At 55.9% G+C, this 12,045-nt stretch carries 10 protein-coding genes; all 10 read right to left on the bottom strand.

Annotated elements, in window-relative coordinates:
* Positions 1–39 precede the first annotated feature (39 nt).
* The 10 genes from nuoN to nuoE all read right to left on the bottom strand — a co-directional run bounded on the left by nuoN (position 40) and on the right by nuoE (position 12,045).
* The gene (gene nuoN, locus A9180_RS04625; RefSeq protein WP_064526628.1) at positions 40–1,497 is read right to left on the bottom strand and encodes an NADH-quinone oxidoreductase subunit NuoN; all 1,458 of its coding nucleotides are present in this window, start codon (positions 1,495–1,497) and stop codon (positions 40–42) included.
* Positions 1,498–1,504: 7 nt separating this feature from the next.
* Positions 1,505–3,034 carry an NADH-quinone oxidoreductase subunit M gene (gene nuoM, locus A9180_RS04620; protein WP_064526626.1) on the bottom strand — a complete coding sequence of 510 codons (1,530 nt, stop codon included), beginning with the start codon at positions 3,032–3,034 and terminating at the stop codon, positions 1,505–1,507.
* A 163-nt stretch (positions 3,035–3,197) separates the two neighbouring features.
* A complete protein-coding gene (gene nuoL, locus A9180_RS04615) occupies positions 3,198–5,039 on the bottom strand; it encodes an NADH-quinone oxidoreductase subunit L (protein WP_064526623.1) in 1,842 nt (613 codons plus the stop codon).
* The gene (nuoK, locus tag A9180_RS04610) at positions 5,036–5,338 is read right to left on the bottom strand and encodes an NADH-quinone oxidoreductase subunit NuoK (RefSeq protein ID WP_000612644.1); all 303 of its coding nucleotides are present in this window, start codon (positions 5,336–5,338) and stop codon (positions 5,036–5,038) included. The genes nuoL and nuoK overlap by 4 nt, the downstream gene beginning before the upstream one ends.
* Positions 5,335–5,889: an NADH-quinone oxidoreductase subunit J gene (nuoJ, locus tag A9180_RS04605; RefSeq protein ID WP_000393511.1), complete on the bottom strand. Its 555-nt coding sequence runs from the start codon at positions 5,887–5,889 to the stop codon at positions 5,335–5,337. The genes nuoK and nuoJ overlap by 4 nt, the downstream gene beginning before the upstream one ends.
* 11 nt (positions 5,890–5,900) lie before the next feature.
* The gene (gene nuoI, locus A9180_RS04600; RefSeq protein ID WP_000172749.1) at positions 5,901–6,443 is read right to left on the bottom strand and encodes an NADH-quinone oxidoreductase subunit NuoI; all 543 of its coding nucleotides are present in this window, start codon (positions 6,441–6,443) and stop codon (positions 5,901–5,903) included.
* A 14-nt stretch (positions 6,444–6,457) separates the two neighbouring features.
* A complete protein-coding gene (gene nuoH / locus A9180_RS04595; RefSeq protein ID WP_000118685.1) occupies positions 6,458–7,435 on the bottom strand; it encodes an NADH-quinone oxidoreductase subunit NuoH in 978 nt (325 codons plus the stop codon).
* Positions 7,432–10,158: an NADH-quinone oxidoreductase subunit NuoG gene (gene nuoG, locus A9180_RS04590; protein WP_064526620.1), complete on the bottom strand. Its 2,727-nt coding sequence runs from the start codon at positions 10,156–10,158 to the stop codon at positions 7,432–7,434. Before nuoG ends, nuoH begins: the two co-directional genes overlap by 4 nt.
* A 52-nt stretch (positions 10,159–10,210) precedes the next feature.
* Entirely contained in the window at positions 10,211–11,548 is a 1,338-nt protein-coding gene (gene nuoF / locus A9180_RS04585) for an NADH-quinone oxidoreductase subunit NuoF (protein WP_000789507.1), read from the bottom strand.
* Complete coding sequence (nuoE, locus tag A9180_RS04580) at positions 11,545–12,045, bottom strand: NADH-quinone oxidoreductase subunit NuoE (RefSeq protein WP_000545042.1); 501 nt, start codon at positions 12,043–12,045, stop codon at positions 11,545–11,547. Before nuoE ends, nuoF begins: the two co-directional genes overlap by 4 nt.

Here is a 12,045-nt window from a genome sequence, read left to right as displayed (position 1 = left end):
GAACATGTCGGCGGCCTTCTCAGCTTATGAATTGATGACTTACATCATCGGCATTGCCAAACGCACAATGCTAATCAGCGGTTGTGGCCATACACCCAGCACCAGTACCAACAGTGCGGAGATGAGCACCACGATACCGCCCGCGCTGTACTGCCAGTTAGACGGTGCATCGCGGCCAGGTTTTTCCGGTGCATGCAGGTACAGACTCACCGCCACGCGCAGGTAGTAGTAGAGGCCGATTGCCGAACCGACAACCACCGCACCCACCAACCACCACAAGTGTGCCTGAACACCGACCGCCAGCACGTAGAACTTACCGATAAAGCCCAGCGTCATCGGGATACCGGCCAGCGACAACATCATCACCGTCATCACTGCCGCGAGGATCGGACGATGCCAGAACAGACCGCGGTAAGAGAACAGAGAATCAGCATCCGGGCCACGATAAGGGCTGGACATCAGGCTGACCACGCCGAACGCGCCGAGGCTGCTGAACAGATAACCGGCGAGGTAAACCCCTACCGCTTCCATCGACATCTCGCCGGTTTGCAGCGCAATCAGCGCCACCAGCAGATAGCCAAGGTGAGAGATAGATGAGTAACCGAGCAGACGTTTGATGTTGGTCTGGCTCAGTGCCATCAGGTTACCGAAGATGATAGAGGCAAAGGCGATAATCGCCAGCACCACGCGAATCGCTTCGCTGTCCCCCACCGGTGCGTAGAGGAACAGACGCATCACCACGCCGAAGATAGCGATTTTGCTCGCCGTCGCCAGGAAAGTGGAAACCGGCGCAGGCGCGCCCTGGTATACGTCTGGCGTCCACAGGTGGAACGGCACCAGAGAGAGTTTGAAGCCGAGGCCAACAATCATCAGGCCGAAACCTGCCAGCAACAGCGGCTCGTTGAGCATACCGTCGCCGAGGTTTTTACCCAGCGCGACAAACGACAGGTCGCCAGACTGCGCGTACACCAGCGCCATACCGAACAGCAGGAAAGAAGACGCTGCGGCAGAGAGAATGGTGTATTTGATACTGGCTTCCAGCGAACGTTTCTGGCGGAAAGCGTAACCGACCAGGCCAAACAGTGGCAGAGAGATCAGTTCGATACCGAGGAACAGAGACGCCAGATGGTTGGCATTCGCCAGCAGGATCCCACCCAGTGCGGCAATTAACACCAACAGGTAGAACTCGTCCTTGTTGTCGTTATAGCCTTCAAGCCACGGGTAGGCAAAAGTACAGGTTGCGAGGCTCGCCAACAGTACCAGCCCGGTGTAAAGCATGGCGAAACCATCAACGCGCATCAGCGGCGTAACGTCCATAGCGCCCGCCTGGCCGACAAACCAGAGCGAAACCAGCGCCGCGTTAAGCCCAATAACCGAGAGCGTAGCGTTGAGGAAATGATTGCGTCGCCACGCAATGGAGAGCATCACAACCACCACCGTCAAGCCGACGATCAGCAACGGTAGCAGTGCGATCAGGTTTTGTGGAGTTAAAGTCATGAGCGATTTACGGCCTTGTAGTAGTAACGGAATTAACAAACCACTGCTGGATATTGCCAATCGCGGAGTGCGAGGTATCCAGAATCGGCTGCGGATAGAAGCCCAGCAGTACCAGCAGCACCACCAGCAACAGGATCATAAACAGCTCACGCAGCGACATCCCTGGCAGTTCCTGGCTGGCAATCTGGCTTTTCGCTTTACCGAAGTAAGCGCGATGAAGCATCGCCAGCGAATAAACAGATGCAAAGACCAGCCCAAAGGTAGAGATAACGGTAATCACCGGGACAACCTGGAAGCTGCCGAACAGAATCATAAATTCGCCGACGAAGTTACCGGTACCTGGCATCCCAAGCGTTGCCACTGCAAAGAACAGGGACAGTGCTGGCAGCCATTTCATCTTGCTCCACAGACCGCCCATCATCCGCATGTCGCGAGTGTGGATACGTTCATAGAGCTGACCGCAGAGAATAAACAGACCCGCCGCCGACAAACCGTGCGCAATCATCTGAATAACCGCGCCCTGGTAGGCCAACTGGCTGCCGGTGTAGATAGCAATCAGCACGAAGCCCATGTGGGAAACCGAGGTGTAGGCAATCAGACGTTTGATATCGGTCTGGGCAAAGGCCATCCACGCACCGTAGAAGATGCCGATAACACCCAGCCACATAGCGATTGGCGCGAACTCTGCCGAGGCGTTCGGGAACAGCGGCAGCGAGAAGCGCAGCAGACCGTAAGCAGCGGTTTTCAGCAAGATCCCCGCAAGGTCAACGGAACCGGCTGTCGGTGCCTGAGAGTGCGCATCTGGCAGCCAGCCGTGCAGCGGAACCACCGGCATTTTGACCGCGAAGGCGATGAAGAAGCCCAGCATCAACAGGTATTCCACGCCGTTAGACATTGGCGTATTCAGCAGTTCTTCATAGTTGAAGGTCCAGATACCGGTCGCATTGTAATGAACGAAGACCAGCGCCAGGATGGCGATCAACATCACCAGACCACTCGCCTGGGTATAGATGAAGAACTTGGTTGCCGCCGTGATACGCGTTTTACCATCAGAGGCTTTATGCCCCCACAGCGCGATCAGGAAGTACATCGGCACCAGCATCATTTCCCAGAAGAAGAAGAACAGGAACATGTCGATGGCAAGGAACACGCCGATAACGCCGCCCAGGATCCACATCAGGTTGAGGTGGAAGAAGCCCTGATATTTTTCGATCTCATTCCACGAGCAGAGTACCGCCAGCACGCCGAGCAGACCGGTCAGCACGACCATCAGCAGCGACAGACCATCAATGGCGAGATGGATAGAGATTCCAAAACGCGGGATCCACGGCATGTCAAATTCAGACTGCCACTGCGGAATTCCGGCGGATTGCGTCAGTGAATAACCGCCCTGCAACCACAGTTGCAGCGACAGCGCCAGCGTCAATCCCATGGTGATTAGCGCTACCCAGCGCGGCACCTTGACGCCAAAGCGTTCGGTCTGCCAGCACAGGAAGCCGCCAATAAAGGGAATCAATATTAGCCAGGGTAGTAACATGGCGATCTTTATTCCTTGTAAAAGTCCCGTCAGGACCGGATTTTCAACGAATTCTCACGACAGAAAATTCACTTCGGACTGGGGGTAGTGTCGGATGCGCCGCGAAGGCAGCTTATCCGACCTACGTTCTTATATGCCCAAGGGCAATCCCACAATCCTTAACTCAACGCAGTACCATCAACAGTGCCAGCACCACGACCGCACCGATGCTCATGGATGCAACATACCAGCGCAGGTAGCCGTTCTCACTGAACAGCAGACCTTTACCCGCAAAGCGCGAGAGGATCGCCGGGATGTTCATCATTGCGTTCAGCGGATCGCGTTTCAGCAACCAGGCGATACCCAGGAACGGCTTGACGAATACTTTGTCGTACAGCCAGTCAAAGCCCCAGGCGTTGTACCACCAGGTACTCAGCAGACGGCCCGGCGCACTGTTGGCGATGGAAGTCACCAGCGTACGTTTACCCAGCCACAGCCAGGCTGCCAGCAGAATGCCGACCACCGCGACCACGCCAGAGGTAATTTCCAGGGTCAACATGCTGCCGTGCGCCAGTTCCGTAGTTTGCGGAAGCACGCCCTGCAGCGGCGGTACAATCAGTGCGCCAACGAAGGTGGAAAGGATCAGCAGCACAATCAGCGGCAGGCTGTGAGTTACCCCTTTCACGGCGTGAGCGTGAATTTGTTCTTTTCCGTGGAAGACGATGAAAATCATACGGAAGGTATAGAGCGAGGTCATAAACGCACCGACCAGACCTGCCACCATCAGATTGATATGGCCATTCGCCATCGCCCCCGCGAGGATCTCATCCTTACTGAAGAAGCCCGCAGTGACCAGCGGCAGTGCCGACAGTGCCGCGCCGCCCACCAGGAAGCAGAGATAAACCAGCGGAATAGATTTACGCAGACCGCCCATCTTGAAGATGTTCTGTTCGTGATGGCAGGCCAGAATGACGGAACCGGATGCCAGGAACAGCAGCGCTTTAAAGAACGCGTGGGTCATCAAGTGAAAAATCGCCGCATCCCATGCCTGCACGCCAAGCGCGAGGAACATGTAGCCAATCTGGCTCATGGTGGAATAAGCGAGAACACGTTTGATGTCGGTCTGTACCAGCGCGGCAAAACCGGCCAGCAGCAACGTAACTGCCCCGACAATACCCACCAGATGCAGAACTTCCGGCGTCATCAGGAACAGGCCGTGGGTACGGGCGATCAGGTAGACACCCGCGGTTACCATGGTTGCGGCGTGGATCAACGCAGAGACAGGCGTCGGGCCAGCCATCGCGTCGGCAAGCCATGTCTGCAATGGCAACTGCGCAGATTTACCGACCGCGCCGCCCAGCAGCATCAGCGTCGCCCACATCAGCATGTTATTGCCGTCAGCAAAGTGCGCTGGTGCCAGTTCGACCATTTCGCGGAAGTTCAGCGTACCCAGCTCGTTGTAGAGAATGAACAGCGCAAAAGCGAGGAACACGTCACCCACACGGGTCACGACGAACGCTTTCATTGCCGCAGCGCCATTCTTCGGATCGGTGTAATAGAAACCAATCAATAGATAGGAACACAGGCCCACGCCTTCCCAGCCGAGGTACATCAGCAGCAGGTTATCGGCGAGCACCAGAACCACCATGCTGGCGATGAACAGGTTGGTATAAGCGAAGAAGCGAGAGTAGCCCTCTTCACCACGCATATACCAGGAGGCGTACATGTGGATCAGGAAACCCACACCAGTGACTACCGAGAGCATGGTCAGCGACAGGCCATCCAGCACCAGGTTGAAACCGATGTTAAAGTCGCCTACCGACATCCACGTCCATAGCGGCTGGCTGTATGCCTGCTCGCCGTTAGCGAAGAAGTCGACTCCGATAAAGGCGGTCACCAGCGCCGCCAGGCCCACAGAGCCTACGCCCACAATCGCTGAGACGTTTTCAGACCAGCGGCCACGGGAGAACGCCAGCAGGACGAAGCCAATCAATGGAAAAATAATGGTTAAGGCAAGCATGTTCATCCGCGCATCTCACTTACTGAATCGATGTTCAGGTTCTGGCGACGACGGTGAAGTTGCAGCAGCAGCGCAAGGCCGATACTCGCTTCTGCCGCCGCGAGGCTGATGGCGAGAATGTACATCACCTGACCGTCGGTCTGGCCCCAGTAGCTACCGGCGACCACAAAGGCCAGCGCGGAGGCGTTAATCATGATTTCCAGACCAATCAGCATAAACAGCAGATTGCGACGGATAACCAGACCGGTTAAGCCAAGAACGAATAAGATTGCCGCGAGGATCAGTCCATGTTGTAAGGGGATCATGCGTGCTCCTCCGTTTTTCTTTTCGCGCTGTCGTCTTTACGGTTACTTAGCACTTCACCCGCACGCTCTTCACGACCGACGTGGAAGGCCACAACCAGACCAGCCAGCAGCAGCATAGAAGCCAGTTCAACCGCCAGTACGTAAGGCCCGAACAGCGTAATACCCACTGCTTTAGCACTGATTGGCGTACCGTCGATACCCTGATCGTTAACACCGAGAATGGCGTAAACAATCACCACCAGCATGATGGCCGACAAAATTGCCGGACCAATCCACACCTGCGGTTTCAGCCACTGGCGTTCCTGTTCGATTTCTGAACCGCCCAGGTTGAGCATCATCACCACAAACACGAACAGCACCATAATGGCACCCGCGTAGACGATAATTTCCAGCGCACCGGCAAAGTAAGCGCCCAGTGAGAAGAACACCCCGGAAATCGCCAGCAGCGAAATAATCAGGTACAGCAGTGCGTGTACCGGATTGGTATGGGTGATCACTCGCAAGGTCGCAAGTATGGCTATCAGGCCACAGATATAAAAAGCGAACTCCATTGCCCCTCTCCTTACGGTAACAGGCTCTTGACGTCGATAGGCTTGGCTTCGTTCTCTGCTTCGCCCTTATCTTTGCCGTCGATTGCCATACCTGCCATCCGGTAGAAGTTATATTCCGGGTATTTGCCCGGACCGGAGATCAGCAGATCCTCTTTCTCGTAAACCAGATCCTGGCGCTTGTATTCCCCCATCTCGAAATCCGGGGTTAACTGAATCGCCGTGGTCGGACAGGCTTCTTCGCACAGACCACAGAAAATGCAGCGTGAGAAGTTGATGCGGAAAAATTCCGGATACCAGCGACCGTCTTTGGTTTCTGCTTTTTGCAGTGAGATACAGCCGACCGGGCAGGCTACCGCGCAGAGGTTACAGGCTACGCAACGCTCTTCGCCATCCGGGTCGCGGGTCAGAACGATACGACCACGATAACGGGGCGGCAGATAGACCGGCTCTTCCGGGTACATTCGCGTTTCGCGTTTGGCGAACGCGTGCAGGCCGATCATCCAGATACTACGAACCTGGGTGCCGAAACCTACTAACAATTCTTTTAAGGTCATGGTCTTATTGCCCCTTATTGCGCCTGCCAGAGAATGACAGCCGCCGTTACCAGCAAGTTGATCAGCGTCAGCGGCAGACAGATTTTCCAGCCGAAGGACATTACCTGGTCATAACGCGGACGCGGTAACGACGCACGAATCAAAATGAACATCATCATAAAGAACGCGGTTTTCAGCGCGAACCAGATGAATGGCGGTAACAACGGGCCTTGCCAGCCACCGAAGAACAGCGTCACCATCAGTGCAGAGATGGTCACAATCCCGATGTATTCGCCCACGAAGAACAGACCGAACTTCATGCCGGAATATTCAATGTGGTAACCATCCGCCAGTTCCTGCTCGGCTTCCGGCTGGTCAAACGGATGACGGTGACACACCGCCACGCCCGCGATGGCAAAGGTAATAAAACCAAAGAATTGCGGGATGACGTTCCACACATGCGCCTGGCTGTTGACGATGTCGGTCATGTTGAATGAACCGGCCTGCGCCACCACGCCCATCAGGGAAAGCCCGAGGAACACTTCGTAGCTCAGGGTCTGCGCGGAAGCACGCATCGCACCCAGCAGCGAGTATTTGTTGTTACTTGACCAGCCCGCAAACAGCACCGCATAAACCGCCAGACCTGCCATCATCAGGAAGAACAAAATCCCGATGTTCAGGTCGGCAACCACCCACCCCGGGCTGACTGGCACAATCGCAAAAGCCAGCAGCAGCGAGGTAAAGGCGATCATCGGCGCCAGGGTAAAGATGACGCGATCCGAGAATTTCGGGATCCAGTCTTCTTTAAAGAACATTTTGATCATGTCCGCGACCAGCTGGAGCGAACCGCCCCAGCCAACACGGTTAGGTCCGTAACGGTTCTGGAACAGACCCAGCAGGCGACGTTCGCCAAAGCTCATGAATGCCCCGCAGGTGACAACCACCAGCAGGATCACCACCGCTTTGAGGATGGTCAGCAGGATCTCAATCAGTTCCGGTGATAACCAACTCATTGTTGTGCCTCCTTGAGATCCTCAAGATGCGCGCCAGCCAGCACCGGAGCAATGCCGGACATACCCATCGGCAAGCCCACCTGCCCTGCCGTCAGCCCTTCGGCGATTTCAACCGGCAGCGTGACCGTGTTGCCATCGTAACTAAAGGAGACGCGTGTACCCGCATTCACGCCCAACTTCGCGGCATCTGCCGGGTTAAGTTTGATGTACGGTTGCGGCATACGGCTCTGGAAGACCGGAGCACGTTGTGACAATTCATCGCTGCCAAACAGGTGGTAGTACGGCGCGATACGCCATTTCCCTTCCTGCGGCTGGAAGCGTGCCGGTACGCTGGTGAAGTAATCCAGACCGTTATCGCTGGTTTCAAACAGACGCACGCCCGGATCGCCAAAGCGCAGTTTGCCGCCCACTTCGTCCTGGAATTTGTTCCACGCCTGCGGGGAGTTCCAGCCCGGCGCCCAGGCAAACGGCACTTGTGAACGGTGCGCGGTCGGCTGGTTGTTACCTTCCATCGAGAAGGTGAACATGGTGTCAATATCCTGCGGCTGACGCGGCTCATGAACGCTGATGTTGGCGCGCATGGCGGTACGACCGCTGTAACGGTGCGGCTCACGAGCCAGTTTCTGCCCACGAATGCGGAATGTTGCGTCCGGCGCGGCATCTTTGATACCCGCCAGTTCCGGGATTTTCGCCACAACGGCGTCAATCACGTGGTCGAGCTGCGTCCAGTCAACTTCTCGACTCAGCAGCGTGCTGTGCAGCGAGTGCAGCCAGCGCCAGCTTTCCAGCATCACGGTTTTGCTGTCGTAATAGGACGGGTCGTAAACCTGGAAGAAACGTTGGGCGCGGCCTTCGTTATTAATTACCGTACCGTCGCTTTCAGCAAAGCTGGCGGCGGAAAGTACCAGATGGGCGTTTTCCATGATCGCCGTACGCTGATGATCAACTACCATCACCAGCGGCGCTTTTGCCAGCGCAGCATTCACGCGGGTAGCAGAAGCATGACGATGCAGATCGTTTTCCAGCACCACCACCGCGTCGGCGCGTCCGGTTTCCAGTTCGGTCAACGCTTCTTCAAGCGAACCGCCGCCCATAATGCCCAGCCCCATGCTGTTGACGGAACGGGCAATCATGGTGATACCTACGTCAGCACCGCGACCTTTCAGGGCTTTCGCCACGTTAGCCGCAGCCTGAATCACCTCTAAGCTACCAGCGTTTGTCCCGGAGATAATCAACGGTTTCTTCGCACCCGCCAGTGCCTGCACGATGACGTCGATTTTGCTTTGCAGCTCAGGCTCGATACCGTCAACCGCTGGCGCGGAGTTATCCAGCGCATGGGCGATGGCAAAACCTAAACGCGCCTGATCTTCAACCGGTGCGCGGTAAGTCCACGCCGCGATATCATCCAGACGGGTGTCATCAACGTTGGTGACAAACAGCGGATGCTTCGCACGTTGGCCAATGTTGAGGATTGCCGCAATCTGCCAGTCAGCCACTTTCTGTGCTGCCGCCATTTCGCGAGCTTTGCCTTTCACCGCCTGACGTACTGCCAGCGCGACGCGCGCGCCGGTCTGGGTAACATCTTCGCCCAGCACCAGTACTGCATCGTAAGATTCAATTTCGCGCAGTGCCGGAGTATAAATGCCGCCTTCACGCAGCACTTTCAGCGCCAGTTGCAGACGTTCCTGTTCACCGTGAGCGATACCGGTATAGAAGTTTTCTTCACCTACCAGTTCACGCAGCGCAAAGTTGCTTTCCACGCTGGCGCGCGGAGAACCGATGCCGATGACTTTCTTCGACTGACGCAGAATATCTGCCGCGCCCTGCATTGCCTGTTCGGCGTTGAGGGTAATGAAATCATCGCCACGACGCTGTACCGGCTGACGCGGACGATCTTTCAGGTTGACGTAGCCGTAACCGAAACGACCACGGTCGCAGAGGAAGTAGTGGTTTACCGTACCGTTGTAACGGTTTTCGATACGACGCAGTTCGCCATAACGCTCGCCGGGGCTGATGTTACAGCCGATAGAACATTGCTGGCAGATGCTCGGAGCAAACTGCATATCCCATTTACGGTTGTAACGCTCGGAGTGCGTTTTGTCGGTAAATACGCCAGTCGGGCAAATTTCGACCAGGTTACCGGAAAATTCGCTTTCCAGAGTGCCGTCTTCCGGGCGACCGAAGTAGACGTTGTCGTGCGCGCCATAAACGCCCAAGTCCGTGCCGTCCGCGTAATCTTTGTAGTAACGCACACAGCGGTAGCAGGCGATGCAGCGGTTCATTTCGTGAGAGATGAACGGCCCCAAATCCTGATTGCGGTGGGTACGTTTGGTGAAACGGTAGCGACGGAAGGTATGCCCGGTCATCACGGTCATATCCTGAAGGTGGCAGTTACCGCCTTCTTCACATACCGGACAGTCGTGCGGGTGGTTGGTCATTAACCACTCGACCACACTTTCACGGAACTGTTTCGCTTCTTCGTCGTCAATGGAAATAAAGGTGCCATCGGAAGCCGGTGTCATACAGGACATCACCAGGCGACCACGCGTGTCTTCCGCGTTTTGGTATTGCTTTACCGCACACTGGCGGCAAGCACCGACGCTTCCTAGCGCCGGATGCCAGCAAAAGTAAGGAATATCAAGACCCAGAGACAGACAAGCTTCCAGCAGGTTGTCCGCTCCGTTGACCTCGTATTCTTTGCCGTCTACATGAATTGTAGCCATTAGCATGCTTCCAGTTTTCTCGGTCAGGGACCGAGCGTTAATCGAAATTCGGTTACCAGCGCTCTTTCAGCAGGTTCGGCTGAATCCCATTAATCAAATGGGTATTGCTGAACGGCTGTTTGATTCCCGCCTCAAATTCTTCGCGAAAATATTTGATGGCGCTCTGTAACGGCTCCACTGCACCAGGTGCGTGGGCACAGAAAGTTTTACCCGGCCCTAAGAATCGACACAGTTGCTCAAGTGTTTCGATATCGCCCGGCTGGCCTTCGCCACGCTCCAGCGCACGCAGAATTTTCACGCTCCACGGCAGGCCGTCGCGGCACGGCGTACACCAGCCGCAGGACTCACGGGCGAAAAACTCTTCCAGGTTACGCACCAGTGACACCATGTTGATCTCATGGTCAACCGCCATCGCCAGCGCCGTACCCAGACGACTGCCCGCTTTACCGATGCTTTCGAACTCCATCGGCAGGTCAAGGTGCGCTTCGGTGAGGAAGTCAGTACCCGCGCCGCCTGGCTGCCAGGCTTTGAATTTCAGACCGTCACGCATACCACCGGCATAATCTTCGAGTATCTCGCGCGCGGTAGTACCGAACGGCAGTTCCCACAGGCCCGGATTTTTCACCCGACCGGAGAAGCCCATCAGCTTGGTGCCAGCATCTTTGCTTTTCGAGATGTTCTGATACCACTCCACGCCGTTAGCGAGGATCGCCGGAACGTTACACAGGGTTTCGACGTTGTTGACGCAGGTCGGTTTACCCCATGCGCCTGAGGTTGCCGGGAATGGCGGTTTCGAGCGTGGGTTAGCGCGACGTCCTTCCAGGGAGTTGATTAACGCTGTTTCTTCACCGCAGATGTAGCGCCCTGCCCCGGTATGGACAAACAGTTCGAAGTCAAAACCTGTTCCCATAATGTTTTTGCCAAGCAGACCTGCTTCGGTCGCTTCGGCAATGGCACGGCGCAGATTCACTGCCGCTTCAATATATTCGCCACGCAGGAAGATGTAGCCACGGTAAGCTTTCAGCGCAAACGCGGAGATGAGCATGCCTTCCACCAGCAGGTGCGGCAGTTGCTCCATCAGCAGACGGTCTTTATAGGTACCAGGCTCCATTTCATCGGCGTTACACAGCAAGTAACGGATGTTCATGGATTCGTCTTTCGGCATCAGGCTCCACTTCAGGCCAGTCGAGAAACCCGCGCCGCCTCGCCCTTTCAGGCCGGAGTCTTTTACCTGATTAACGATTTCGTCCGGAGACAGCCCGGTCAGCGCCTTACGCGCGCCTTCGTAACCGTTTTTGCTGCGATATTCGTCCAGCCACACTGGCTGTTTGTCATCACGCAGACGCCAGGTCAGCGGATGCGTTTCGGGAGTACGGATAATGTTTTTCATTTATACCGCTCCAGCAGTTCAGGGATCGCTTCCGGGGTCAGATGCGCGTGAGTATCCTCATCGATCATCATGTTTGGCCCTTTATCACAGTTCCCCAGGCAGCAGGTTGGCAGCAGCGTAAAGCGGCCATCAAATGTCGTTTGCCCTGGTTTGATGTTCAGCTTTTTCTCCAGCGCCGCCTGAATGCCCTGGTAACCATTGATGTGACAGACCACGCTGTCGCAATAACGGATCACATGGCGACCAACTGGCTGGCGGAAGATCTGGCTGTAGAACGTTGCCACGCCTTCGACATCGCTCGCCGGAATACCCAACACATCGGCGATCGCATGGATCGCGCCGTCCGGTACCCAGCCACGCTGCTTCTGAACGATTTTCAGCGCTTCAATGGACGCCGCACGCGGGTCTTCGTAGTGGTGCATCTCGTGCTCAATCGCTTCACGCTCTGCCGCACTCAGCTCAAAAGCCTCGGTTTGTGGTTGTTGATTCTCGTGCAT

Origin of the sequence: Escherichia sp. B1147, from assembly GCF_001660175.1 — a bacterium.
GTDB classification, from domain to species: Bacteria; Pseudomonadota; Gammaproteobacteria; order Enterobacterales; family Enterobacteriaceae; genus Escherichia; species Escherichia whittamii.
Note: the sequence above shows the minus strand (reverse complement) of the source record. Positions and strands in the feature narration are given on the sequence as shown.

Coding starts and splice junctions, on each gene's coding strand:
- nuoN (WP_064526628.1), bottom strand. CDS start 1,497: ATGACTTTAACTCCACAAAACCTGATCGCACTGCTACCGTTGCTGATC.
- nuoM (WP_064526626.1), bottom strand. CDS start 3,034: ATGTTACTACCCTGGCTAATATTGATTCCCTTTATTGGCGGCTTCCTG.
- nuoL (WP_064526623.1), bottom strand. CDS start 5,039: ATGAACATGCTTGCCTTAACCATTATTTTTCCATTGATTGGCTTCGTC.
- nuoK (WP_000612644.1), bottom strand. CDS start 5,338: ATGATCCCCTTACAACATGGACTGATCCTCGCGGCAATCTTATTCGTT.
- nuoJ (WP_000393511.1), bottom strand. CDS start 5,889: ATGGAGTTCGCTTTTTATATCTGTGGCCTGATAGCCATACTTGCGACC.
- nuoI (WP_000172749.1), bottom strand. CDS start 6,443: ATGACCTTAAAAGAATTGTTAGTAGGTTTCGGCACCCAGGTTCGTAGT.
- nuoH (WP_000118685.1), bottom strand. CDS start 7,435: ATGAGTTGGTTATCACCGGAACTGATTGAGATCCTGCTGACCATCCTC.
- nuoG (WP_064526620.1), bottom strand. CDS start 10,158: ATGGCTACAATTCATGTAGACGGCAAAGAATACGAGGTCAACGGAGCG.
- nuoF (WP_000789507.1), bottom strand. CDS start 11,548: ATGAAAAACATTATCCGTACTCCCGAAACGCATCCGCTGACCTGGCGT.
- nuoE (WP_000545042.1), bottom strand. CDS start 12,045: ATGCACGAGAATCAACAACCACAAACCGAGGCTTTTGAGCTGAGTGCG.